The organism is Campylobacter sp. JMF_08 NE1, from assembly GCF_027737875.1.
GTDB lineage: Bacteria > Campylobacterota > Campylobacteria > Campylobacterales > Campylobacteraceae > Campylobacter_B.
This window is the reverse complement of record NZ_JAOVUC010000002.1, coordinates 69,690-93,153: the sequence shown is the minus strand read 5'-3', so window position 1 is coordinate 93,153 and position 23,464 is coordinate 69,690. Positions and strand designations below refer to the sequence as shown.

Here is a 23,464-nt window from a genome sequence, read left to right as displayed (position 1 = left end):
TAAATTTTATTAGAATTTTATCCAAATTTAGCAATACTTATCAGCTTAAATTTCACAAGGAGGGAATATGAGAAAAATTTGTGTTGGTGTCGCTGCGTTAGCGATGTTTGCAGGTAGTTTGAGTGCGAAAGAATTTATCAATATCGGCACAGGTGGAATGACAGGGACTTACTATCCTGTGGGCACTGCGATTTGTCGCCTTGTAAATACCGATAAAAATTTTAAATGTTCAGTTCAATCCACAGGTGGATCGACATATAATGTCAATAATGTTCTTAAAAAAGAGCTTAACTTCGGCTTCGTTCAAAGCGATGTCGTTTATGACAAATACAATGGCAAGGGCAAATTCGAGGGCGAGCCAAATCCGAAACTTCGCTCTGTTATTTCGATTTATCCTGAGCTTTTGGCATTTGTAGTCGCGCGCGATAGCGGAATCAAGGCTTATGCTGATATAGATGGCAAAAAGATAAATTTAGGAAATCCAGGTAGCGGAAATGAAGTAACAAGCACTTTGATTTTTAATGAATACGGCATTGATTTAGCTAAAATGGCGCAACGAAGCGTGCTAACCGTGCAAGAGTGCCCAATGGCGCTAAAAGATAAGAAAATCGACGGATATTTCTTTATGGTAGGACACCCAACCGCAAATATCATCGATGTAGCGACATCTATGAGCGTTGATTTGGTTGGTATCGATGAAGCCACAGCTGATAAAATCGTAGAAAAATACCCATATTTCGCAAAAGGCGTGATTCCAAAAGGGCTTTATGAGGGGATTGATTACGACACTACGACGATTGGCGTAAAGGCTGTTTTAGTCGCTGATGAGAGCGAGAGCGATACAGCCGTAAGAGCGATCGTAAAGGCTATTTTAGATAATTTTGACGAGTATAAACAGCTTCACCCTGCGCTAAATTTGGTTAGCAAAGAATCCCTGATTGAAGGTCTTAGCGCACCACTTCACCCAGCGGCTGAGGCGGTATTTAAAGAAGCTGGAATTTTAAAATAAGGCAGTAGATGAAAAAAGACGAGCAGGTATTAGAGGTAAAAAGTAGAGAATTTTCGTCGAAAAAGCTATTTTGGCTTGTGACGCTAGTGTGCTTTGCGTGGGCTGTTTTTCAGCTTTATATCGCGTATTTTCCGATAAATGGCACGCGCGCTAGATCTATCCACTTAGGTTTTGCGATTTTTATCATTTTCGCTCTTTTTCCTGCTCGTTCTCACTCTAAGGCGCATTTTTACATACCATTTTATGATTATATTTTGCTGGCTGTGGGGACATTTGCGATACTTTATCCTGCGATTGATTTTTACGGGATTGCGCAAAGACCAGGCGATTATTTGCAAAGAGATGTGGTAATTGCGTTTTTAGGAATTTTTGTTTTATTCGAAGCTGGGCGCCGTATGATGGGTCTAGCGCTTCCGATAATTGCATTTTTGTTTTTGCTGTATTGCTATTTTGGGCAGTATATGCCAGATGTCATCGCGCACCGCGGCGCAAGTATCGAAAAGCTAGCCGGCCACATGTTTCTTACCACAGAGGGTGTTTTTGGCGTGCCTGTGGGAGTTAGCACAAATTATATTTATCTATTTGTGCTTTTTGGTTCGCTTTTAGAGCGCGCTGGTGCGGGGCAGTATTTTATAAATGTAGCGTTTGCGCTTTTGGGTAGATTTCGTGGCGGACCAGCTAAGGCTAGCGTTATTGCTAGTGGTCTAACTGGCATGGTTAGTGGAAGCTCGACTGCAAATGTCGTTACCGTGGGAACCTTTACGATTCCGCTTATGAAAAAAGCAGGCCTTAGCCCAGTCAAAGCAGGCGCAATCGAGGTCGCAGCTGGCGTAAATGGCCAACTCATGCCACCTATCATGGGCGCGGCTGCCTTTATCATTGCGCAGTTTTTGGGTATGGAATACACGCACATTATGATTGCTGCGCTAATTCCTGCGTTTGCGTGCTATGCGGGGTTATTTTTTATCGTGCATTTAGAGAGCTGTAAGCTAGGGCTTAAAGGAAATTCAAACTACAAAAGAGTTTCAAAACTAAAACTAATTTTGAGCGGAATTCACTTTTTAATCCCGATTATGGTGCTTTTATACACACTTTTGATTTTAAAACAAAGTGCCTTTGCAGCGGCGTTTAATGCGATTGGCGTGCTATTTATCATAATGGTTTTGCAAGAGCCAGTTCGCAAACTAATCTACAAAGAGCAAATTCTAAGGCAAGATTTTATCCAAGGTTTTAGCGATATTTTTTGGGCTATGGTCGCAGCGTCGAAAAACATGGTAACAGTCGCAGTCGCCACCGCTCTTGCTGGTGTCATCATCGGCTCTATTTCGCTAACTGGTCTAGGAGCTGTGCTATCTGATCTAGTCGAGGCTGTGGCTGGGGATAATATTTTGTTGATTTTGCTAATGACGGCGATAATGAGCCTGATTTTAGGCATGGGGCTTCCGACTACGGCGAATTATATCGTGGTTTCTAGCCTAATTGCGCCTGTGATTTTGATTTTAGCCGATAGAAATGATTTGCTTGTGCCTGCGATTGCGGTGCATTTGTTTGTGTTTTATTTCGGAATTTTAGCCGATGATACTCCGCCTGTGGGAATTGCAGCGTATGCCGCCGCAGGTATTGCAAAGGCAAACCCTGTAATCGTGGGCGTGCAGGGATTTATTTATGATTTGCGAACAGCGATTTTGCCGTTTGCGTTTTTTTTCAATAACAAACTTCTTTTAATCGAGTCAATCACCACCCCAATGGATCCAAAGGGCATTACATGGATCTCAGATCCCGCCCAAATCGCGCTTATTTTTGCTAGCGCGCTTATTGGTATGTTTGCGTTTAGCTCCGTGCTTCAAGGCTGGTTTGTGAAAAAATGCAACGCCTTAGAGCGCGCATTGCTACTATGCGTTGTGCCACTAATGCTCGTGCCAAATATGTGCGTGAGATATTTCGATTTCATCAGTAGCGAATATATCTGCTACGGGGCTGCTTTGGCGATTTATGTGGGGATTTTTATTAAGCAGTGGTTCGCAAAACCAGAGGGCGAGCAAGCTTAAATGCAAAATTTCAAATGGCAAATTTCAAAGCAGTTAAAAACTGCAATGAGGCAGAAAAATATCGATAATTTTAGCCTTGTTGATTTGGTTGGGGCCCTCTACGACGAAGCGCACCCAGGTCATAGCGAGGATATGAGAGCAGAGGTTTTTGCCATACTTGATGAATATAATCCAAATTTAGATATCGAAATTTTTGATATGGTTTGCAGGGCCTTGGGTATCAAAATCACACTCGGATAAATTTAGCTTTTAAAATTTGGGGGTGATTGTGGTTTTTATAGCACACAAAAGAGAAAACGGCGATATCCAAACCCTAAAAGAGCATAGTCAAAACTCAGCAATCTTATGCGAAAATTTCGCTACTACCCCTTTTAAAAGTCTAGCGTATTTGTGCGGGCTTTTGCATGATTTGGGTAAATATCAAAAAGATTTTCAGGCAAAAATTAATGGCAAAAATATCCGTGTCGAGCACTCGATTTGTGGGGCGCAGTGTACGCGTGAAAAATACGCACAAAATCCATATGGCTCTTTGATAGCGCAATACGCCATAGCAGGTCATCACGGCGGAATCCCAAATGGCGGCTTTGTGATTGATACGCCAGATGATAGCTCGCTTCAAGCTAGATTAAAGCGAAAAATGCAAGATTATAGTTTTTATAAATTTTGGCCTAAACGACAAAATTTAGGATGACTTTTATCAATTAGACTATTTTTTGATACTGTTTTTTATAAAAAAATACCAAGATATAAATTTCTTTTTGTTAGCTAAATTTAACCATCTGTGATTTCTAAGTTTTGTCTTTAAATCATTAAAATTTGCCTCTAATGAATTATTTGTATTTGGCACAAGGTCCAAATTCTCGTAAGTAAAAAGTAAAGAAAGATTTCTTTTAAGGCTAAAATAGGCACTTCTAAGCCGTTTGTGAGTATAAAAAGATTTGCCGTTTTCACTTATGGTTTTTTCGTTCAAAAACTTCTTAAATTCGAGTCCAAAGTCATTTAAAAGTATTTTAAATTCGGTGCAGGTTATATGAGTCAAGACCTTTGCCATAGTAGGTAGTATCAGCTAGGATAATTATCTCTTTGTTATTCAAATTTAGCTTTTGCGGGGACTTTGCTTTAAGTCTAGTAAAGGCTCTTTGAATTGTGCGTGAAGATAAATTATTAAATTTAGATAGATATTTTAGATTTAAATTTGCAATATAATCATTATAGACGACTTCTGATATATCTGCTTTTAGTATGAATTGTCTGTGCAATCTTTGCATTTATAAAGCTGTTTTTTATTTTTTGATTTACCATTTTTTACTATGTTTTTGCTAGCACAGAATTTGCATTTTTTTTAAGATTTTTTGCTCTCATTTAAATGACCCCTTGCAAATATAGATTACAAGGGAGATTGTAGCAGTTTTTATCCTAGATTTTGTCGTTTAAGCCAAAATTTTAGATATTTAGATAATTTTAATCAAATTTAGGCGAAATTTCGCCTAAATTTTAGCCATAAATTTTACTCACGCACGAAAAATGCGTTTTGAAGTGAGCCGCTGGCGATGAAATCGCGTGCCTCGCTCTCGCTTTTAAATCCGCTTAAAAATACCCTATAAATCGGCGCGCCGTCAAGGTCGAACTCGCGCATTACGCTAGGATATCCGTGCAGAGCGTCGTTTTCTCGCGTGAAGCGTGCTGCGCCAGATTGGTTTCTAAACGCTCCGATTTGCACCATAAAATTTCCGCCCACAATCGTCGCATTTGGTGCGCCTTTTTTGATAGTTTGACCATAAAATCCCACGACTTCGAGCTTCACAGGAGCCGTGCCTTTGGCGAAGACACCGACTTTATTAGCTGCGCTTTTGCTAAGGTCGATTACGCGCCCGCTCACAAACGGCCCGCGGTCGTTTATGCGCACGGTTGCAGTTGCGCCAGTGTCGCGGTTGGTTACCTTGACCATAGTATTCATCGGGTAGGTTTTGTGCGCGGCGGTCATGGCGTTCATATCGTAAATTTCGCCATTGCTTGTCTTTTTGCCGTTAAAGCCCGGTCCATACCAGCTAGCAATGCCACTTTGCGTATCGCCGATACTGACCTGCTCGGGGTAGTAGGTTTTGCCATTTATCTTGTAAGGGCGCATGGTTGCAGGCGAGTTTTTGCCGATTTTAGGGGCTTTTGAGCCTGAACTAGATGACGGATAATTTCTGTGTGATGAAAAACACCCAGCAAAGATTAGCGCGACAAGCGCGCTAAAAATTATTGATTTTTTAAAATGCAAAATTTACTCCGAATTTAAAATTTGAGATCAAACGCCATTGCGACTGTGCGGATTTTTTCGTCAGTTTTAGAGGCAAATGTCGGAGCGGTTTTTTCGATCTGTTCGACCTTGATTATATGCTCGTGCTGAGGCTTAAATTTCGCAAAACTTAGCTTTGGACGATTTTTGATAAGGTTTGGTTCATACGCCTGAAAATCGCCTCTGCTTAGGACAAATTCTGTATATTTGCTCTCTGGGATATAGAAAAAATACTTGCCGTTGCTAGGCGATACGCCGTTTGTAATGTGTGCATTGTAGCTATTCATTTGGGTTTGCGAAATGCCGATTTGTTTGGCGATCGCGCTTAGCTTCGTGCCTGGGGCTACGGCAATGCGTTTTAGCGCCCACGGCTCGTTTTCGAATCTTAGCACCTTTTGCATACTATCGCTTTGGGCGATGTAGGCGAATTTGATAATGCGCTTGATGAAATTTTTGGTCTCTTTTGGCACTGCATTGCTAGAAAGTAAGGTGCCTAAATCATCGTTTCCAGCCGCTTTTATGGCTCTGTTCATACAGCCTTCGCCACAATTATACGCCATTAGGGCAGTGTACCATTTGCCGAAATTTTGTCTTAAATGCAAAATATACGAAAACGCAGCGTCCGTCGAGGCTGCGGGGTCTCTACGCTCATCTACATGTGTATCTATGCGCAGGCCGAAATTTTTGGCAGTTGTAGGCATGAGTTGCCACATACCGCCTGCTTTGGCGTGCGAAGTAACGGTGTTTTTGAGGTGAGATTCTACCATAGCAAGGTAGAGTAAAAACTCAGGCGCTTCAATGCTTTCGATTTCGGTTTTTACCAAAAAGGCATTGTGAGCTTGTGAAGTGATGATGTCTTTGAATAATTTTTTATCCGAAGAATCGATAGAGCGGTAAATGTCAGCAACGACTTTTTGGCTTGAAAGGTTGTTTTCTATGCCAAATTCGTTCATAATGTAGTCGTGATTTACCCGTGAAATTTTTGACTGGCTAGCGTGCGCAAAACCTGCGAAAATTAGCATCAAAAAAATGATTTTAATGACTCTCATTAATCTCCTTTAATTTGATTTGCAAAAAGTCTGTAAGCATTTTGCGTAGTGATACTTTTAATCAATTCTACATCTTTATCCAAAATTTCGGCTATCTTATCTACGACAAGGCTCGTGAAGGCTGGCTCGTTGCGCTCGCCTCTGTGAGGGTGCGGAGTAAGATATGGCGCGTCTGTTTCGACGACGATTTTATCGAGTGGAAGTTTTGGTAAAATTTCGACTAAATTTTTTGCGTTTTTAAATGTCAAAACACCGCCGATTCCAAAATAAAATCCAAATTCGCTTAAATTTGCGAGTAGTGGGCTTGCATTGTAGCAGTGCAAAACACCGCCGTTTAGCTCATTTGCGTGAGTTTTTAAAATTTGATAAGCATCTTCGTTTGCATCTCTAATATGCACGATTAGTGGCAAATTTAGCTCTTTGGCAAGCTCAATTTGTGCCAAAAAAATCTCTTTTTGGCGTGCTTTTTCGCTAGATTTTTCCTCGTCGCTAAGATCATTTAAGCGATAATAATCCAAACCGCACTCGCCCACACCCACGCATTTTGAGTCGTTTGCGAACTCTTTTAGCGTATTAATGTCAAATTCATCTATTTCATAAGGATGCACGCCCACGGCGAAGAATACATTTGTATAAGTGTGAGAAATCTCCCTAGCGCGCGCTAAATCCGACATACTAGCACCAGGGATGACGATAGTGCCGACATCGTGCTCGCCTGCTCTTTGAACTACGGCGTCAAGGTCACTAAAATAGCTACTATCATCTAAATGGCAATGTGTATCAATAATCATAAAACTCACTTAAAAATTTATAAACAAAACATTTTACGCCAAAATAGCCAAATTAAAATTAAACAAAGATTAAATATACCAAATTAGTTTCATTTTTGGCTTAAATTTAGCTAATTTTTTAACTTTTTGGCGAATTCTAATGCTTCCTTGCTTATCGTCTCTCCGCTAATCATTCTGGCTAGTTCTGTGATTTTTTCGCTCTCATTTAGCAGTTTTACGCTCGAAATTTCGCCATTTTTGGTGATTAAAAAGTGCGAGTGGGCTTTGGAGCTGAGTTGTGGCTGGTGCGAGATAGCGAAAATTTGGTAGTATTTCGAGATTTTTTCTAGCACGGTTGCGATACTCATCGCCTCTTTTCCGCTCAAATTCGAATCAATCTCGTCAAGGATTAAAATCCCGTTTCCCTGGTTTGTAATCTCCAAATTTGCCCCGATGAAGGCGAGGCGCAGGCGGTTTGTCTCGCCTGAGCTTAAATTTTTAAATTCGGTATTATTTAGCATTACGCGCACTTCGTCGCTGCCGTTTGCTTCCAAGCTCTGCTCTAAAAATTCCAGCCTCACGCTAGGCATATACAAATCGCCCAAATAGCGATTTATCAGGCTTTCTAGCGCGTTTTTACTTGCTTTTCGTTTCGCGCTGATAAGAGTAGCTAAATTTGAAATTTCCAAATTTAGCGCGCCAAATTTCGCGCTTAAATCTCTTTTTTCAAAGCTGATTTGCTCGTAGTGCGCAAGCTCTATTTTGCGCCTTTCAAGCGTGTCAAGCGCGCCGGCAATGTCGCCGTAGCGTTTGTTTAAGCCTGAAAGCGCTTCTAGTCTGTTTAACACTGCCTCGATATCGATTTCATCTAGTTCGTCTAGGTTTAAGCTTTCCATTTTTACGCGCAGCTCGTTCATGCTATCTTCGAAAAACGCGCTATCCATTTCGCTTAGATTTAGCGCTTCTATCACGCTTCGCTCAAATTCGAAAATCCCTTCGGCTCTCGCCCAAAGTTCTTCGATTTTATCTTTTTTGCTAAGCTTTTTTTTGATTGCTAAAAGCTCTTCGTATTCGCCGATTTTAGGCGAAATTTGCTCGATTTTTTCGATTTCAAATTTGGCAAATTCTTTAAGTTCTTCGATTTTGTTTTCTTCTTCTTCGATTTTTTTAAGCTCTTTTTGCACTCTTAAAAATTCGCTAAATTTAGCCCTAAAATTCGCCAAATTTGCGCCATGAGTGCTATCATTTTTGCAAATCATAAAATCAAGCAACTCCAAAAGCGAGGCAGAGTTTATTTCATCGGCATTTTTTGCGCCTAGAAATTTCACATATTCGCCCGCGATTTTGGTCAAATTTTTCTTTGAAATTAGTTGTGAGTTTATGAAATACCGCACGGATTTATCCCGCAAAATGCGGAAATTATTCGGCGTTTCGTTTTCTATGCCAAACTCATCAAGCCCAAATTCGTGGCTAATGTCGGCTTCTATGATCTTTGCTTCTGCTTCCCTTAGCCCAAACACAGCCAAAATCGCGTTCATTAGCACAGATTTTCCAGCACCGCTCACACCGGTAAATACGCTAAGCCCTGGGGCGAAATTTAGCTCGATTTCGTTGAAGCTAAGGTGATTTTTGATATACACTCTCTCTAACATCCAGCATGTCCCCAGCGCAATTTTTCCTTCAAAACCGCGAAATAATCGTATGAGCTAGCGCGGATTATTTGGGATTTGTGTTTTGAAATTTTTACTTCCACGCTTTTGAATTCGTCCATATTGTAAAAATTTTGTCCGTCGATGACTACGCAAAGCTCGGAATTTCCGCTGTTTTTGAAGCCTAGTTTGTATCTTTTTGGCAAAATTAGCGGGCGTTGGGTCAGGCTGTGTGAGCAAATCGGCGTTATAGCGAAAACTTCGCAAAGCGGGTAGATTATCGCGCCGTTTGCGCTCATATTATACGCTGTTGAGCCTGCTGGCGAGCTGATTATGACGCCGTCTCCATAGTATGTGTTGAAGTGCGTATCGTCCAAAAACGCGTCGATTTTCGCCATTGACGAGATATGAGAGCGTGTGATAACCATATCGTTAAATGCGCTGATTTCGAGCTTCTCGCCGTTTTTGCGCTCCAAGCTCACGCTCAAAACTGGCAGTTTATCTAGCCTAAATTTCCCAGTCATAAATTCGCGCCAAAATGCGTTAAATTCGCTATTTTTAATGTCTGTTAGAAAGCCAAGTGTGCCAGCATTTACACCTATTATATATGCGCCTTTTTTTAGCACGCTTCTAGCTATGCCGATTAGCGTGCCGTCCCCTCCAAGGCTGATTAAAACTTTGGTGCGAGATAAAATCTCATCTATGCTAAATCCAGTTTTGCCAAAATACTGCGCGCAGGTTTTTTCGCATAAAATTTCAATGCCCCCCAAGCGCAAAATTTTAGAAATTTCCTCCATAATGGGCAAAATTCCCGCCTCTGTTTTGGCGATGATTCCGACAAATTTTAAATTTTTTTGTAATGCGATTAAATTTTCCATGGCGCGATTTTATAAAAAATTAGCTTTGTAAAAGCAAAATTTAACTATAATCATTGGTTTTAATTATTTTTTTTAAGGAGAACACATTGCGAAGTCATTATTGCACCGATCTAAGCAAAGCAAATATCGGCGAAAATGTTAGCGTTTGTGGTTGGGTGAATTCTTACCGCGACCATGGTGGCGTTATTTTCATCGATTTGCGCGATAGAAGCGGACTTTTACAGCTAGTATGCGATCCAAAAGATAGCAAAAGTGCTTACGAAATAGCAAACGATGTCAGAAACGAATATGTTTTGCGCGCAAACGGAAAAGTGCGCGCCAGAGGCGAGGGTTTGGAAAATCCAAATTTAAAAACCGGAGAGATTGAAATCGTAGTCGATGAGCTAATCATCGAAAATCCGAGCCGTGCATTGCCATTTGTCATCGGAGATGAGAGCGTAAATGAGGAAATTCGCCTAAAATACAGATTTTTGGATTTAAGGACGAGCGATAAATTTGAGCGCTTTGCAATGCGTTCAAAAGCGGCTATTGCGGCACGAAATGCGCTTGATAGACTTGGTTTTGTCGAGGTTGAAACCCCTGTGCTAACTCGCGCTACGCCAGAGGGTGCGAGGGATTATTTGGTGCCTAGCCGCGTTTATCCGGGTAGCTTTTATGCGCTTCCGCAAAGCCCACAGCTTTTCAAACAGCTTTTAATGTGCTCTGGATTTGATAGATATTTCCAAGTGGCAAAATGCTTCCGCGATGAGGATTTGCGCGCAGATCGTCAGCCAGAATTTACCCAAATAGATGTCGAGATGAGCTTTTGCGATCAAAACGATGTAATGAAGGTCGCTGAGACATTTTTGAAGGATATTTTTGCCTCTTGCGGACACGATATTCCTACGCCATTTCGCGTAATGGAGTATAAAGACGCTATGGAGAATTACGGTAGCGATAAACCAGATCTTCGCTTTGGTATGCCATTTATCGATGTGGCTGATATTTTCGCGCGTTCAAATAATGAAATTTTCGCTAATATCGCAAAAGAGACTAAGAAAAACCGCGTAAAAGCCCTTGTCGTCGAGGGTGGAGATTTGAAATTTAGCAAACGCCAAATGCAAAGATTCGAAGAATATGTGCGTAAATTTGGCGCACAAGGTCTAGCATTTATCCAAGTCAAAGAAGATGGCCTTAAAGGACCTTTGGTTAAATTTTTCGATGAAGCAGATGTGGCCAAGCTAGTCAAACGCTGTGACCTAAAAGTCGGCGATGTCGTATTTTTCGGCGCTGGAAAGAAAAAAATTGTGCTTGATTATATGGGTAGATTTAGACTTTTCCTTGCAAACGAGCTTGGCATTATCGACGAGAACAAACTCGAATTTTTGTGGGTTGTAAATTTCCCAATGTTCGAGCAAAACGACGACGGAAGCTACTCGGCTATGCACCACCCATTTACTATGCCAAACAATGTCGATGAGCCAGATATGGAAGAAATCACCTCTATCGCTTACGATGTCGTGCTAAATGGCGTGGAACTTGGTGGTGGAAGTATCAGAATCCACAAAGCTGATATCCAAGAAAAGGTTTTCAAACTGCTTAAAATCGAGCCAGACGAGCAAAGAGAAAAATTTGGTTTCTTGCTTGACGCACTTAGCTTTGGTGCGCCACCACACGGCGGTATCGCGATTGGTTTTGACAGACTTATGATGTTAGTAACTAAATCAAGTAGCATTAGAGATGTCATCGCCTTCCCTAAAACTCAAAGAGCGCAATGCCCTATGACAAAGGCTCCAAGCGAGGTTAGTAGTGAACAGCTCCAAGAATTAGGACTTAGAATAAATTTAAAGGATAAAAAATGAAAAATCTATTTTTAATCATCGGCGCACCGGGCAGCGGCAAAACCACAGACGCTAGCTTGATCGCGCAAAACAACGAGAGTATCGCTCACTACTCTACTGGCGATTTGCTTCGCGCAGAGGTAGCAAGCGGTAGCGAACTAGGCAAAACAATCGACAGCTTTATCTCAGCTGGAAATTTAGTCCCGCTTGAAGTGGTTGTAGGCACGATAACTTCTGCGATTAAAAGCTCGCCAAAAGATTTTATCATCATCGACGGCTACCCAAGAAGCGTGGAGCAAATGACAAAACTCGACGAAGTTTTAAAAAGCGATGATGAGATCGAGCTTAGCGCAGTAATCGAAGTTGCAGTTAGCGAAAACACAGCCAAAGAGCGCGTTTTGGGTCGTGCAAGGGGAGCTGATGATAACGAGCAAGTCTTTTATAACCGCATGAAAGTCTTCAACGAACCAATCGGCGCAATCCGCGAATTTTACGGCAAAAAAGAGATTTTTTACTCAGTTGATGGCGAACGCACAATCGAAGAAATCGTCGAAGATATCAACGATATAATCGCGAAAAAAATCATCGGCTAATGAGTGAAATTTAGGGAATTCTTGTGAAATTTAGCCCCAAATTTGGCTTGAAATTTTGCCTTAGAATTTGCGCTGTTTTCTCTGTTTTGGTTTTTTGCGCTGGTTGTGAAGCCAAAAAATCCGTGAGCGTAGCAGGAAACAGCGGTGGTGGCGGAGTTTTCACGGGATTTTCTATAAGTGCGTGGTAAATTTACAAATTTAATAAAAAGGATAAAAAATGGATATTTCTAAAATCAAAGCAGGTTCAAACCCTGATAAAATCAACGCTGTAATCGAAATCCCTTACGGCTCAAACATAAAATATGAAATCGACAAAGAAAGCGGTGCAGTTTGCGTCGATCGCGTTATGTATTCGGCGATGTTTTACCCTGCAAACTACGGCTTCGTGCCAAATACACTAGCAGATGACGGCGATCCTGCCGACATTTTGGTGCTAAATGAATACCCGCTTCAAGCAGGCTCAGTTATCCCATGCCGCTTAATCGGCGTTTTGGTTATGGAAGATGAAAGCGGAATGGACGAAAAACTTCTAGCCGTGCCGGTTAGCAAAATCGACCCTAGATACGACAATATCAAATCTCTAAGCGATTTGCCAAAAATCACCCTTGATAGAATCAAAAATTTCTTTGAAACTTACAAAGCATTGGAGCCGGGCAAATGGGTGAAGGTCAAGGATTTCGAGGACGCTAGCAAGGCTGAGGCAATCCTATCTCGCGCAATCACAAACTACAAATAAAAATTTCGCCCAAATTTCGGGCGAAATTTCACTTCCGCTATGATTTACCTAGCCCAGACAGACACCACAGCCGGTTTTTTAAGCAAGGACTTTACGCAGATTAACCGCGCGAAAATGCGCCCCAAAAACACCCCATGCGTGCTAACTACGGCGAATTTAAACGAGCTAAAAACCATAGCGCGCGTGCCAGAAAAATTTAAAAATCTCGTGCGAAGGGCGAAAAAATCGACCTTCATCTACCCAAATCAAATTTCACTTCGCTATGTGCAAGGCTGTGAGCATGCGAAATTTTTGCGTCAATTTGGCGCGATGTATTCGAGCTCGGCGAATTTGCACGGCGAGAAATTCGACGAGGAGTATGCCAGAGATATCGCAGATATCATCGTAGATGAGAAATTTAGCGAGCGCGCCCCCTCGAAAATGTATAAAATTTCAAATTTTAAAATTAAAAAAATTCGTTAAATTTAGATTTAATTCAAATATTGTAAAATCACATAAAAAATTTCTTAAAAGGAGCGAATTATGGTAAAAAAATTTCTAATCCTTAGCGCGGTTTGCGCATTTGCCTTGGCAAAGGGTGGTTTTGTCGGAGGTGATGGCAGCAGCAAGGGCGAGTTCGTCGAATACGGCGCCAAATCATACCGCGTAGTTAGCGTCAAAGAGGCGAAAGATTTGCGCGATGATACGAAGGTAACCCTAGTGGGAAATATCAAAAAACGCCTAAATAACGACGATAAATATCTATTCGTGGATAAAAGTGGCGCCTCTATCACCGTCGATATCGACGATGATGACTGGAACGGCCTAGTCGTGAGCCCAGATACTAAAATCCGCATAGTCGGCGAGGTGGATAAGGATTTAGTCGGCGTAGAAATAGATGTCGATGATGTCTTGCCTGTGAAATAATTTTGCGTAAAATTTAGCGCAAAATTTTACGAAATTTACTTGAAATTCCACGCTGCCACAAGCCCGAAATACTGCCTCGCTTGCGGTAGCGTTTTTTAAAATTTACCTAAATTTGTCAAAATTTCACAAAAATTTATCATTTCATTACCAAATAGAGTTAAAATTTCCCCAATCGCTTTGGCGAAATTTTTAATGGAGGCTAAAATGCTAAGATACGCCATAATCTTCCTAATCATCGCAATCGTGGCTGGAATTTTCGGCTTTGGCGGGATCGCTGGCACAAGCGCAGGGATTGCGAAAATCCTGTTTTTTGTCTTTCTTGTGCTTTTTGCAATCTCTTTTATTTTCAAACTCATCAAACGCTAATTTACGAAGCCTTTGCGCTTCGTAAATTTGGCGTGTAACTTAAAATTTATCCTTACTTTGCTACAATCACGCATTAAATTTCAAAGGTTAATCATGCAAAGTCTAGCGCTAAAATTTCGTCCCAAAAGCTTAAATGAAATTCTAGGTCAAAAAAAAATCGTGGAGCTTTTTAAAAAATTTATCGCTTCTGGCAAAATTCCGCATAGTATATTTTTCGGCGCGGCAGGGTGTGGCAAAACCACTATGGCGCGCGTGCTCGCAAGCGAGCTGAACTACGATTTTTACGAGCTTGACGCCACGAGCCTAAAAGTCGAAGATATCCGCAAAATCCTATCTACGCACTCTGGTGTGCTAGCCAAACCGCTGATTTTCATCGACGAAATCCACCGCCTAAGCAAAACCCAGCAAGAGGTCCTCTTAATCCCAATGGAAAATTATGAAGCGATTATCATCGGCGCGACCACGGAAAATCCGCAGTTTGTCATAAGCTCTGGGATTCGCTCTCGCTCGATGATTTTCGAGTTTGAGCTTTTGGGAGCGCAGGAAATGAGAGAGCTTTTTGAGCGGGTGCAGGGCGAGCTGGGCTTCGCGTGCGATGATGATGCCAGAGAGTATCTCATACACACTAGCGCAGGGGACGGGCGAAGTCTTTTAAATTTGCTCGAATTTGCGATTTTGGCTGATAGTAAAATCTCTCTCGATACTCTAAAAACACTGCGCGCGAGTGCCGTAGCACAGGGGGTAAGCTCGGACGATACGCACTACGAACTAGCAAGCGCGATGATAAAAAGCCTGCGCGGAAGCGACGCGGACGCCGCCCTATACTATGTGGCGCGCCTAATCGAGGCTGGGGAGAGCGCTGATTTCATCGCTAGGCGTATGGTGATTCTAGCTAGCGAAGATATCGGCAACGCCAATCCAAATGCCCTAAATATGGCGGTTAATACACTTTTGGCAGTCAGCAAAATCGGCTACCCAGAAGCTCGCATAATACTAGGACAATGCGCGGTGTATTTGGCACACTCGCCCAAATCAAACTCCGCTTACAACGCCATAAACGAGGCTTTGAAATTCGTGCGAGAGGGCGAAATTTTGCCTACGCCAAGGCATTTGATAAACTCGGACAAAGAGATCGCAAACTACCTTTATCCGCATGATTTCGGTGGCTGGGTGGAGCAAGAATACACTAGCGCGAAAGTGAAATTTTACCATAGCAAACAAATCGGCTTCGAAAAAACGCTAGATGAGTGGCTTAAAAAGATAAAGGGTGAAATTTGAATTTTATGAGAAATTTGGTTTTGATTTTAATGGCTCTTTTGTTTTGGGGCTGTGTAGATAAACAAATCCATAGTGGCGATTATGCAAAAGCAAGTAAAGAGCATATTATTTTATCTTTTGTAAGTGGTCCAAATAAAGACCGCTTTTTAAATAAAAAAGGCAACTGCGAGTTTTTGGGGGGTGAGGCGATAAATAGTTCAGAGTTATTAAATTTTATGATTGACGATTTTAATAAAATGTTCGACTATGACGATTATATAAAATTTGGGAGTTTATATATTTCAAGCGAAATAAGAAAAAGGGCTTATCAAAAAGGCGGAAATTTCGTTAAAATTTTAAACGGCTATACTTTTTCATCTTTATGGTTTGATTTAGAGGAGTCTAAAACCCTAAAATTTGATATTTATAAATGCAAATGTGAATGGGAAAATTGCCTTTAACCCTTAATCACATTTTTTATCACTTTTGCGCCACCGCGACTATTCGCCCAAATCTGTCATTGCGAGGCGATGCAGTCGCCGTGGCAATCTACGAGTGAAAAATTTAAGGTCAGTATTTTTGCAAATTCACCGCAAAGAATTTTAAACTCGTAGATTGCTTCGCTTTCTGCGAAAGCTCGCAATGACAAAAACAGCACTTCGTCGCTTTGCTTCGCTCGCAATGACAAAAAAATATGTCATTGCGAGAAAACGAAGTTTTCGAAGCAAAACAAGCGTAGCGGTGGCGTGCGAAGCACGACAGGTTTGGACGAGCCGTAGGCGAAGTCAATCCAGTAAAATTTAGAGAGAATTTCAATTTATCAAAATTTATCTGAATTTCCCTGGATTGCTTCGCTACGCTCGCAATGACAACAAAAACACGCACTTTGAATTTTAAACTCGTAGATTGCTTCGTCGCTTCGCTACTCGCAATGACAAATTAGAGGCAAAGGAATTTTCGCTACGCTCGCAATGACAAAAAAATATGTTATTGCGAGAAAACGAAGTTTTCGAAGCAAAACAAGCGTAGCGGTGGCGTGCGAAGCACGACAGGTTTGGACGAGCCGTAGGCGAAGTCAATCCAGTAAAATTTAGAGAGAATTTCAATTTATCAAAATTTATCTGAATTTCCCTGGATTGCTTCGCTACGCTCGCAATGACAACAAAAACACGCACTTTGAATTTTAAACTCGTAGATTGCTTCGTCGCTTCGCTACTCGCAATGACAAATTAGAGGCAAAGGAATTTTCGCTACGCTCGCAATGACAAAATCAGGGCAGTATTTAAAAACTTGCGGTAGCGGAAATCTTGCGATGACAAATCAGGGCGAATTTACTCCACTAGCTCGCAATGACAAATCAGGGCAAATTTGGCGATTTTAAAATTTAATCTCGCTACTTGTTTGCGTATCGGCGAAATTTTCCGCTCTGCTTTTGGCTCGTTCGGTTATATCTTCTTCGTAATCATACCACGAAAATGTCGCTCCGTGCTGAACCGAGCCATCGAGCAAATCCCCGCCTTGGCGGTTTTTCAGATCAATTCCTGCGACCTTAAATCCATCTAGCGTTTGCGCGAATTCTTTTAGCCTTTCTGGCGCTTGCTTTAATTTCGTGTAGAGATAGCACCAGCCCTCGCCACCGTTTCGCCCCACGCGACCGCGCAATTGATGAAGCGAGGCTAGCCCCATGCGCTCGGCTCCGACGATTAAGATTATGCTAAGTCTTGGTAGTGAAATGCCCACTTCTACGACGGTTGTGGTGATTAGCAGTGAGCCATTATCGCGGAATTTCAGCAAAATTTCCTCTTTTTCCTTGTCGCGCCCGTGTGTAACATACACGCCAGAGAATTTCGCCTGCCAAAACGGCGCGGCTTCCTCGACGCTTTGGTAAATCAATTTTTCGGATTGTTCGACGAGCGGATAGACGATGATTGCTTGATTTCCTTTGTCGATTTCGCGCTTTAAATGGCTCATAAAGCCCTCAAATCCGGCGTTTTGCAAGATTAGCGTGTGGATATGTTTTTCGTAAGGCATTTGCTTTAAAAAGCTAAAATTCACAAGCTCGGATTGGATTAGCGAGAGTGTGCGCGGGATCGGCGTGGCGCTAAATTGCACGAAATGCGCGCGATACTCGCCACACTGGGTGAGGGCGTTGATTTTTTCGCGCTGATTTGAGCCGAAGCGGTGCTGTTCATCGACCATGATGAGATTTGATGGCGTCAAATCATGATAGAGCAGGGCGTGCGTGCCGATGACTAGGTGCGCGCCCTCTAAATTTAGCGATTTCTCGCCACCTTTGACCTCTAAAATATTCATAAACTCTGGCAAAAGTCGCACCGCTTCTGCGTAAATTTGATCGGCTAAAATCGAGGTTGGCACCATTAAATAGCTGGTGCGTGGGTAGTTTAGCAAGGCTGCGCCAAGGATTATTAGCGTCTTGCCAGAACCCACATCGCCCATTACCACTCTGCGCCTTGCAAGCGGGCTAGATAGATCGGCTCTGATATCATCAAGCGCCTTTATTTGGTCGTTTGTGGGGGTAAAAGGCAGGGTGCTAAGCCACGAGGAAATGTCGTTTAAAGGGTAAATTTGCGCTTTAAAATCCATTTTTTTGGCTTTTAATTTTCTTAAATAATTATAAATTTCAACGAATTTTAAAATTTCAAGCCCGTTTTCGTTTTCTTCTAAATTTTGCACCAAACGCACGCTGTTTTGGTCGTTTTGATGAATTTGCATTAAAAATTCAGCCTCATTTTCGTCAAGCCCCTCATCAAGCAAGGCCTGCTTGGAAATGTAGCTTGAAATGAGCTTTTGCGTCGCGGCGTCCGTGAGGGCGTTTTTGTATTTGGGGATAATTTCGCCTACTTTGGTGACGATTTTGGGATTTACGAACTGCCACGCGCCGTAAGCGTTGTCGCTTTTGCCGTGGATAAACATCTGCTTGCCGATTTTAAAGACGCCGTGGTGCCAGCTTTTGGCGTTGAAGATGACGATTTTGATCTCGCACTCCCAGCTTAGGCAAAATGCGCTGATGATGAGCATGCCGTTGGCGCGACGGCTTGCTGTTTTGCACTCGATCAAAACCGTGTTTTCGCCTGTGTTTGGCTCATCTTTGACGCTGAAATCATCATAGCTTTTTGGAAGTGCCAAGGCTAAATCAAGCAATGAAAAAACGCCGATTTTAGCGAGCGTTGCGCTGTCTTTGGGGCTAAATTTCATAATTTAAAATTTGACTTTGCGACTTCTGAGCAAACCACGCAAAAGCTTAAATTTAAAATTTCAGCGTGCGAGGCGATAAATTCATTTAGCGTGCGCAAATCTAGGTTTTTTGTGCGCTCTAAATTTCGCTCAAACTCGCCAAATTCGAAGCCTTGATAGTATTCGTTGGCACTGATATTTGCGCGCTTGAACATAGTCTCTTTTTGCAAAACCGCGCTTCCTAGGATAAATTTTTTCGCACTTTCTAGCTCGCTCTCGCTTACGCCGTTTTGGACGAAATTTGCGATTTCGGATTTGATTAGCTCGTAGGCTTTGGCTAAATTTTCGTTTTTGGTCTGCAAAAATCCCCAAAAATCGCGCTTAGACAGGTCGAAATTCGCTCTGGCATACACAGAGTATGCAAGTCCGTGTTTGACGCGGATGTTTTCCATGAGGCGTGAGCCAAATCCGCTCGAACCAAGGATAAAAAGCGCCACATTTGCGATGAATTTCTCGCTTTTTTCTACGAAAAATGGCGCGCCAAAATAGATATAGGCTTGCTCGCTTTTTTGGGCGATGATTTGAGATTTGGGTGTAGAATTTGTCGCAAAAACGGGTAGTTCGCGCGCGCTTGTGGCATTAAAATTTTCTAAAATTTTGGTTATATTTTTGCGCACAAGGCTAGCCTCATCGCTTGCGCCCTGCGCGTCGCCCACTACGAGGACATAGGCGTTTGCAAGATCAAGCGAGGCGAAAAATTCCTTGACATTTTCAAGGCTGATTTGCGCGATACTATCCTCATCGCCGATTAGCGGGGAGGCTAGTTTGGTGCCCGAATAAAGGCAGTTTTGCAAGCCTTGGTTTGCGATATAGTCAAATTCGCTCTTTAAAATATCGATTTCGCCTAAAATTTGGGTTTTGATTTTATCTAAAATTTCATCTGTGAAATTTGGTTCTTTTAGCAAGTTATCCAGCATTTCTAGGGCAAATTCGAAGTGTTCTTTGAGCGAATTTACCTCGATTACGAAGGTCTCAAACCCTGCGTCGATATCGAAATTTATCGCATAAATATCGAGTTTTTCGTAAAATTTATTTACCCCTAGGCTCTTTGTGCCCTCATTTAGCATTTTTGCGGTGAGTTTGGCTAGGCCATTTATCTTTTCGCTCACTGCGCCACTGGCTTTGAAAACGAGCTTGAAACTCGCCACCGGCAGGGAATTTTCGATTTGTGTGAGAAAATCTACTTTGGTGTTTTTTGCTAAAATTTCGCTTTTTATCATTTATAAATCTCCAAAATATCATAGTTTGTGTTGCGTTTAGCCGGGATTTCGCCGATGTCTTTGATTAAGCTTATCATTTCGTTTGCGCTCATGCGAAAGGACGCACCGGCAGCTTTTACGACATTTTCTTCCATCATGGTCGAACCCAAATCATTTGCGCCAAATTTAAGTGCGAGTTGCCCTATGTAGCTGCCTTGCGTAACCCACGAGCTTTGGATATTTTTAAAATTATCCAAAAACAGCCTTGCTACGGCTAGAAGCCTTAAATAGCGATTTGAGCTTGTTTTTTTGATTTCTGGGTGTTCGGCGATGAGTTTTGTGTTTGCTGATTGAAAACTCCACGAGATAAAAGCGCGAAATCCGCCTGTTTCGTCTTGCAAATTTCGCAGTTTTTCCCAGTGTTCGATGATTTCTTCGTCAGTTTCTACCGTGCCAAACATCATCGTGGCTGTGGTTTTCATGCCTATTTCGTGAGCTGCTTTATGCACACCTAGCCAAGTATCAGCTCCGATTTTTTTAGGCGAGATTATGTCCCTAACTCTATCGCTTAAAATCTCAGCCCCAGCACCTGGAATTGAGTAAAGCCCCTTTGCTTGAAGCCTAGATAAAACTTCTTTGTGCGTTAAATTTGAAATTTTAGCGATATAATCAATCTCGATTGCAGAGAAGCCATGAATCGTGATTTGCGGGTATTTTTGGGCTATGTGCTCTACTAGATTTTCATACCAATCAATTTTTAGTTTCGGATGAACGCCACCTTGAAAAAGGATTTGCGTTCCGCCGATTGCGATTAGTTCGTCGATTTTCGCATCGATTTCATCGAAGCTCAAAATATAGGCGTCTTTTTCGTTTATTTTGCGACAAAACGCGCAAAATTTGCAATCCACAAAGCAGATATTTGTGTAATTAATGTTGCGATCGACTACAAAAGTCGTGATTTTTTCTGGGTGAAGAGCTAATTTTTTTTCATACGCCATAGCTCCAAGCTCGTGAAGCGGGGCGTTTTTTATCAAATTTAATGCCTGTGATTTAGTAATTCTACTCAAATTTAACCTTCTTTTTGATTTATTTTTCTAGCATGATTTGTCCGTCTTTGACGCCACGCACGCGCACTTTCGTGCCTTCTGCCATGTTTTTTACCTCATCGCTTTGCCATAGCGTGCCCTTGAAATAGACCATACCCTCTTTGACATAGCCCTCGCCACTCTCGTCTAAGAAATTGTCTTTAATCTCTTCGGTTGGCTTGAAAAATTTGGATTTTAGTGGCTTTTTTAGGGCGAGTAAAAGCGCGAAAGATAGCACAAAAGAGGCTAGGATTTGCACCTCCCATGATAGCGGAAGCGCGAAGCTAAATAGCCCCACGATCAAAAATCCTGCGCCAAAAAACACAAAGGTGAAATCAAGCACCAAAAGCTCGATAATCACCAAAATAACGCCAATTATGATAAAAATAAGTGGGCTCATTGATTGTTTTCCGTGATTAAATTTTTATTCCCAGCCTTGCCTAAAAATTCGCTTAGCACAGAGAGCGAGCCGATGATTTCGCTGGTTTCATACGGTATGATGACTTTGTCCTTGCTTGCGCTTTTTGCTAGCTCGTTGAAGGCATTTACGCGACTTTGCGCGAGCAGGTATTCAGCGGCGAATTTCGACGCAGCCATAGCCATATTGATATTATCCATAGCGTGTTTTTGACCCACGGCTAGGGCGATTTGCTCGTATTTTTTCGCGTCTGCCATACGCTCGATTGCCTCAGCTTCTAGCACTTTTTCTTGTTTTTGCGCTTCGGCTGTGCGAATTAGGGCAGCTTTTTCGGCTTCGGCTTTTAGCTCGATTGCCCGTTTTTCGCGCTCGGCTTTCATTTGCATATTCATAGCGTCCTCTATGCCTTTTGGGACTGAAATTTCTGAAATTTCGACACGCATGATTTTCACGCCCCAGTTATCGGCTGCATCGCCAAGGGCGACTTGGAGTTTTGAATTTAGTTGATCGCGGCTTGATAGGGTCTGATCTAGGCTCATTTCGCCGATTGCTGAACGAAGTGTAGTCATAGCCAAATTTGATATTGCTTTGCGATAATCCTCGACATTATAAAGCGCCATTTTGCCATTTACGATTTTCAAAAATACGATTCCATCGACCATGATATTGACATTGTCTTTGGTGATGACTTGCTGTTTTGTGATATCTACTAGCTGTTCGCGAACGCTCATTTTAGCACGCACGCTGTCAAAAAACGGCACAATTACATGAAATCCGCCGTCTAAAACCTTGTGAAATTTACCAAGTCGCTCGATAATCATAATCTCAGATTGCGACACGATTTTGACACCAAGCTTCAAAACCAGCGCGATTAGCGCACAAATCACCACGACGGTAGCTGCGAAACCTTCCATTTTTTCTCCTAAAATTTCTAAAATTTAAATTTGGCGATTATAGCAAGTTAATGTTTAATACTAAATTTAAGATTTTTGGTAGTTTTGGCTAGCGTAAATTTTGCAATATCTGGCGAAATTTGCGCTAAATTTCACTCCTGCACGCAGATTTCGCCGTTGATTAGCCCTTTTATAGTGTGGTAGCTAACTATGCAAATCAAAACACACAAAAGCGCGAACATACCAAGCCCGAGCCTTGCAAACCACACTTCCGCGCTTAAAAAATACGCCTTCATAAAGGCAATGCACCCAGCCGCTGTCGGGAAAGTGAAAGCCCACCATGATAGGAAAAATTTAAGCCCAAAAAAGCTTTTTGCCATGAAAAATATCAAAAGCGTGAAAAATAGCACTAAATTTATCAAAATTTTAGCGAGCATATCAAACTCGCCGCCGATGTTGATATAGCCCAGAAACGCCACGGACGGGGGCGCAATCATTATAAAAAGCGTTGGGACGAATTTTTGTGCGAGCTGGTCGTGAAAAATAATGCGGTAAAAAACAATGCTAAAAAGCACAATCCAAAAGAAAATCCCAATGCTAAAAAAATACCACAGATATTCGCCTTTTTCGCTCGCGGCGATGACTACGATGAGATTGCCTACGATCGGGATAAACCACGCTGGATTGGAGTGGGTGATGAGCATATTTTTTTGTATCCAAAACGAAATGATATAAAGCGTCAAAAACGCATGAAATATCATCGCTACGCCGTAAAATACGCTATGAAGTGCGCTAATATCGTTAAACGCAATGGCTAGTAAAAGCAGGCTAATCGAAAATGTAGCAAAAAAACTTAGCTTGATTGGGTGGGTAAATTCTGCCTGCACAGCGCGCGGAAATTTGATGATTTTTGCCGTGTAAAACGCCGAAATTAGCGCAAACACGCCAAGGGCGAAAAATCGCAAAATTTCAAATATAAAATGTGGCGCACCATACGCCTCGCTAATGGCGCGATAAGCGATACTAAGCCCGCCAAGCCCCATTGTTACGGCAAAAAACATAATTGGGAAATTTGAGAGTTTGGAGATATTTTCGTTTTTTAGATTCATTTTAGCCTCGATGAATTTCAAATTTTTTAAAAACGGCGCGAATTTTAGCAAAATTTGGCGCCATAAATTCTTACAATTATAAATTAAAACTGAAATTTATAAAATTTTAAGTTTTATTAAGCGCGAAAAAAGTAAAATAA

General features: G+C 41.9%; 27 protein-coding genes. 13 read left to right on the top strand and 14 right to left on the bottom strand.

Annotated features, from left to right (window positions below):
• Positions 1-67 precede the first annotated feature (67 nt).
• Genes OFN91_RS02410 through OFN91_RS02395 form a run of 4 tightly spaced genes read left to right on the top strand, consistent with a single transcriptional unit; the run spans position 68 to position 3,748 of the window.
• Entirely contained in the window at positions 68-1,009 is a 942-nt protein-coding gene (locus OFN91_RS02410; protein WP_270873140.1) for a TAXI family TRAP transporter solute-binding subunit, read from the top strand.
• Positions 1,010-1,017: 8 nt separating this feature from the next.
• Positions 1,018-3,057, top strand: a complete 2,040-nt coding sequence (locus OFN91_RS02405; protein ID WP_270873139.1) for a TRAP transporter permease — start codon at positions 1,018-1,020, stop codon at positions 3,055-3,057.
• Complete coding sequence (locus OFN91_RS02400; RefSeq protein WP_270869658.1) at positions 3,058-3,297, top strand: hypothetical protein; 240 nt, start codon at positions 3,058-3,060, stop codon at positions 3,295-3,297.
• 28 nt (positions 3,298-3,325) lie between these two features.
• Positions 3,326-3,748, top strand: coding sequence for a CRISPR-associated endonuclease Cas3'' (locus OFN91_RS02395; protein ID WP_270873138.1), 423 nt, complete (start codon positions 3,326-3,328; stop codon positions 3,746-3,748).
• A gap of 15 nt (positions 3,749-3,763) precedes the next feature.
• Here the strand turns inward: OFN91_RS02395 and OFN91_RS02390 are convergent, their stop codons facing one another.
• From OFN91_RS02390 to OFN91_RS02360, 8 genes are all read right to left on the bottom strand, one after another.
• On the bottom strand, positions 3,764-4,027 hold the full coding sequence (locus OFN91_RS02390) for a hypothetical protein (protein ID WP_270873137.1): 264 nt from the start codon (positions 4,025-4,027) through the stop codon (positions 3,764-3,766).
• A gap of 40 nt (positions 4,028-4,067) precedes the next feature.
• Entirely contained in the window at positions 4,068-4,325 is a 258-nt protein-coding gene (locus OFN91_RS02385) for a hypothetical protein (RefSeq protein ID WP_270873136.1), read from the bottom strand.
• Positions 4,295-4,369 (bottom strand): IS1/IS1595 family N-terminal zinc-binding domain-containing protein, encoded by a 75-nt coding sequence (locus OFN91_RS08300; RefSeq protein WP_442868049.1) that lies wholly within the window; start codon positions 4,367-4,369, stop codon positions 4,295-4,297. Before OFN91_RS08300 ends, OFN91_RS02385 begins: the two co-directional genes overlap by 31 nt.
• A gap of 195 nt (positions 4,370-4,564) precedes the next feature.
• Complete coding sequence (locus OFN91_RS02380; RefSeq protein ID WP_270858800.1) at positions 4,565-5,323, bottom strand: septal ring lytic transglycosylase RlpA family protein; 759 nt, start codon at positions 5,321-5,323, stop codon at positions 4,565-4,567.
• Positions 5,324-5,337: 14 nt separating this feature from the next.
• On the bottom strand, positions 5,338-6,390 hold the full coding sequence (locus OFN91_RS02375; protein ID WP_270866374.1) for a lytic transglycosylase domain-containing protein: 1,053 nt from the start codon (positions 6,388-6,390) through the stop codon (positions 5,338-5,340).
• A complete protein-coding gene (locus OFN91_RS02370) occupies positions 6,390-7,181 on the bottom strand; it encodes a TatD family hydrolase (protein ID WP_270873135.1) in 792 nt (263 codons plus the stop codon). The genes OFN91_RS02375 and OFN91_RS02370 overlap by 1 nt, the downstream gene beginning before the upstream one ends.
• Before the next feature lie 110 nt (positions 7,182-7,291).
• Positions 7,292-8,812 carry an AAA family ATPase gene (locus OFN91_RS02365; protein ID WP_270873134.1) on the bottom strand — a complete coding sequence of 507 codons (1,521 nt, stop codon included), beginning with the start codon at positions 8,810-8,812 and terminating at the stop codon, positions 7,292-7,294.
• Positions 8,806-9,687, bottom strand: a complete 882-nt coding sequence (locus OFN91_RS02360) for an NAD(+) kinase (RefSeq protein ID WP_270873133.1) — start codon at positions 9,685-9,687, stop codon at positions 8,806-8,808. Before OFN91_RS02360 ends, OFN91_RS02365 begins: the two co-directional genes overlap by 7 nt.
• Positions 9,688-9,773: 86 nt before the next feature.
• Between OFN91_RS02360 and aspS the strand changes: the two genes are divergently transcribed.
• From aspS to OFN91_RS02315, 9 genes are all read left to right on the top strand, one after another.
• Entirely contained in the window at positions 9,774-11,528 is a 1,755-nt protein-coding gene (gene aspS, locus OFN91_RS02355; protein WP_270873132.1) for an aspartate--tRNA ligase, read from the top strand.
• Positions 11,525-12,100 (top strand): adenylate kinase, encoded by a 576-nt coding sequence (locus OFN91_RS02350; RefSeq protein WP_270858806.1) that lies wholly within the window; start codon positions 11,525-11,527, stop codon positions 12,098-12,100. Before aspS ends, OFN91_RS02350 begins: the two co-directional genes overlap by 4 nt.
• Positions 12,101-12,123: 23 nt before the next feature.
• Positions 12,124-12,288, top strand: a complete 165-nt coding sequence (locus tag OFN91_RS02345) for a hypothetical protein (RefSeq protein WP_270873131.1) — start codon at positions 12,124-12,126, stop codon at positions 12,286-12,288.
• Between the two features lie 29 nt (positions 12,289-12,317).
• A complete protein-coding gene (gene ppa, locus OFN91_RS02340) occupies positions 12,318-12,836 on the top strand; it encodes an inorganic diphosphatase (protein ID WP_270873130.1) in 519 nt (172 codons plus the stop codon).
• 39 nt (positions 12,837-12,875) lie between these two features.
• Entirely contained in the window at positions 12,876-13,298 is a 423-nt protein-coding gene (locus OFN91_RS02335; RefSeq protein ID WP_270873129.1) for a Sua5 YciO YrdC YwlC family protein, read from the top strand.
• A gap of 60 nt (positions 13,299-13,358) precedes the next feature.
• Positions 13,359-13,742, top strand: a complete 384-nt coding sequence (locus OFN91_RS02330; RefSeq protein WP_270862482.1) for a YgiW/YdeI family stress tolerance OB fold protein — start codon at positions 13,359-13,361, stop codon at positions 13,740-13,742.
• A gap of 192 nt (positions 13,743-13,934) precedes the next feature.
• Complete coding sequence (locus OFN91_RS02325; RefSeq protein ID WP_442867994.1) at positions 13,935-14,108, top strand: DUF1328 domain-containing protein; 174 nt, start codon at positions 13,935-13,937, stop codon at positions 14,106-14,108.
• A 93-nt stretch (positions 14,109-14,201) separates the two neighbouring features.
• Positions 14,202-15,386: a replication-associated recombination protein A gene (locus OFN91_RS02320; protein ID WP_270873128.1), complete on the top strand. Its 1,185-nt coding sequence runs from the start codon at positions 14,202-14,204 to the stop codon at positions 15,384-15,386.
• Positions 15,383-15,826 carry a hypothetical protein gene (locus OFN91_RS02315; RefSeq protein ID WP_270873127.1) on the top strand — a complete coding sequence of 148 codons (444 nt, stop codon included), beginning with the start codon at positions 15,383-15,385 and terminating at the stop codon, positions 15,824-15,826. The genes OFN91_RS02320 and OFN91_RS02315 overlap by 4 nt, the downstream gene beginning before the upstream one ends.
• A 916-nt stretch (positions 15,827-16,742) precedes the next feature.
• Here the strand turns inward: OFN91_RS02315 and recG are convergent.
• The 6 genes from recG to OFN91_RS02285 all read right to left on the bottom strand — a co-directional run bounded on the left by recG (position 16,743) and on the right by OFN91_RS02285 (position 23,324).
• Complete coding sequence (gene recG / locus OFN91_RS02310; protein ID WP_270873126.1) at positions 16,743-18,581, bottom strand: ATP-dependent DNA helicase RecG; 1,839 nt, start codon at positions 18,579-18,581, stop codon at positions 16,743-16,745.
• On the bottom strand, positions 18,578-19,840 hold the full coding sequence (locus OFN91_RS02305) for a M16 family metallopeptidase (protein WP_270873125.1): 1,263 nt from the start codon (positions 19,838-19,840) through the stop codon (positions 18,578-18,580). Before OFN91_RS02305 ends, recG begins: the two co-directional genes overlap by 4 nt.
• Positions 19,837-20,886 carry a dehypoxanthine futalosine cyclase gene (locus tag OFN91_RS02300; protein WP_270873124.1) on the bottom strand — a complete coding sequence of 350 codons (1,050 nt, stop codon included), beginning with the start codon at positions 20,884-20,886 and terminating at the stop codon, positions 19,837-19,839. Before OFN91_RS02300 ends, OFN91_RS02305 begins: the two co-directional genes overlap by 4 nt.
• 19 nt (positions 20,887-20,905) lie before the next feature.
• The gene (locus tag OFN91_RS02295) at positions 20,906-21,304 is read right to left on the bottom strand and encodes an NfeD family protein (protein ID WP_270873123.1); all 399 of its coding nucleotides are present in this window, start codon (positions 21,302-21,304) and stop codon (positions 20,906-20,908) included.
• Positions 21,301-22,236 carry an SPFH domain-containing protein gene (locus OFN91_RS02290; protein WP_270873122.1) on the bottom strand — a complete coding sequence of 312 codons (936 nt, stop codon included), beginning with the start codon at positions 22,234-22,236 and terminating at the stop codon, positions 21,301-21,303. The genes OFN91_RS02295 and OFN91_RS02290 overlap by 4 nt, the downstream gene beginning before the upstream one ends.
• Before the next feature lie 131 nt (positions 22,237-22,367).
• Positions 22,368-23,324 carry an SLAC1 anion channel family protein gene (locus OFN91_RS02285; protein ID WP_270873121.1) on the bottom strand — a complete coding sequence of 319 codons (957 nt, stop codon included), beginning with the start codon at positions 23,322-23,324 and terminating at the stop codon, positions 22,368-22,370.
• Between the last annotated feature and the right edge of the window lie 140 nt (positions 23,325-23,464).

Bases quoted from the DNA above. Each gene is read 5' to 3' on its own strand.
- OFN91_RS02305 (WP_270873125.1), bottom strand. From the start codon at position 19,840: ATGATAAAAAGCGAAATTTTAGCAAAAAACACCAAAGTAGATTTTCTC.
- OFN91_RS02350 (WP_270858806.1), top strand. From the start codon at position 11,525: ATGAAAAATCTATTTTTAATCATCGGCGCACCGGGCAGCGGCAAAACC.
- OFN91_RS02295 (WP_270873123.1), bottom strand. From the start codon at position 21,304: ATGAGCCCACTTATTTTTATCATAATTGGCGTTATTTTGGTGATTATC.
- OFN91_RS02375 (WP_270866374.1), bottom strand. From the start codon at position 6,390: ATGAGAGTCATTAAAATCATTTTTTTGATGCTAATTTTCGCAGGTTTT.
- recG (WP_270873126.1), bottom strand. From the start codon at position 18,581: ATGAAATTTAGCCCCAAAGACAGCGCAACGCTCGCTAAAATCGGCGTT.
- ppa (WP_270873130.1), top strand. From the start codon at position 12,318: ATGGATATTTCTAAAATCAAAGCAGGTTCAAACCCTGATAAAATCAAC.
- OFN91_RS02325 (WP_442867994.1), top strand. From the start codon at position 13,935: ATGGAGGCTAAAATGCTAAGATACGCCATAATCTTCCTAATCATCGCA.
- OFN91_RS02365 (WP_270873134.1), bottom strand. From the start codon at position 8,812: ATGTTAGAGAGAGTGTATATCAAAAATCACCTTAGCTTCAACGAAATC.
- OFN91_RS02330 (WP_270862482.1), top strand. From the start codon at position 13,359: ATGGTAAAAAAATTTCTAATCCTTAGCGCGGTTTGCGCATTTGCCTTG.
- OFN91_RS02335 (WP_270873129.1), top strand. From the start codon at position 12,876: ATGATTTACCTAGCCCAGACAGACACCACAGCCGGTTTTTTAAGCAAG.
- OFN91_RS02385 (WP_270873136.1), bottom strand. From the start codon at position 4,325: ATGCAAAGATTGCACAGACAATTCATACTAAAAGCAGATATATCAGAA.
- OFN91_RS02320 (WP_270873128.1), top strand. From the start codon at position 14,202: ATGCAAAGTCTAGCGCTAAAATTTCGTCCCAAAAGCTTAAATGAAATT.
- OFN91_RS02400 (WP_270869658.1), top strand. From the start codon at position 3,058: ATGCAAAATTTCAAATGGCAAATTTCAAAGCAGTTAAAAACTGCAATG.
- OFN91_RS02290 (WP_270873122.1), bottom strand. From the start codon at position 22,236: ATGGAAGGTTTCGCAGCTACCGTCGTGGTGATTTGTGCGCTAATCGCG.
- OFN91_RS02410 (WP_270873140.1), top strand. From the start codon at position 68: ATGAGAAAAATTTGTGTTGGTGTCGCTGCGTTAGCGATGTTTGCAGGT.
- OFN91_RS02285 (WP_270873121.1), bottom strand. From the start codon at position 23,324: ATGAATCTAAAAAACGAAAATATCTCCAAACTCTCAAATTTCCCAATT.
- OFN91_RS02370 (WP_270873135.1), bottom strand. From the start codon at position 7,181: ATGATTATTGATACACATTGCCATTTAGATGATAGTAGCTATTTTAGT.
- OFN91_RS02405 (WP_270873139.1), top strand. From the start codon at position 1,018: ATGAAAAAAGACGAGCAGGTATTAGAGGTAAAAAGTAGAGAATTTTCG.
- OFN91_RS02360 (WP_270873133.1), bottom strand. From the start codon at position 9,687: ATGGAAAATTTAATCGCATTACAAAAAAATTTAAAATTTGTCGGAATC.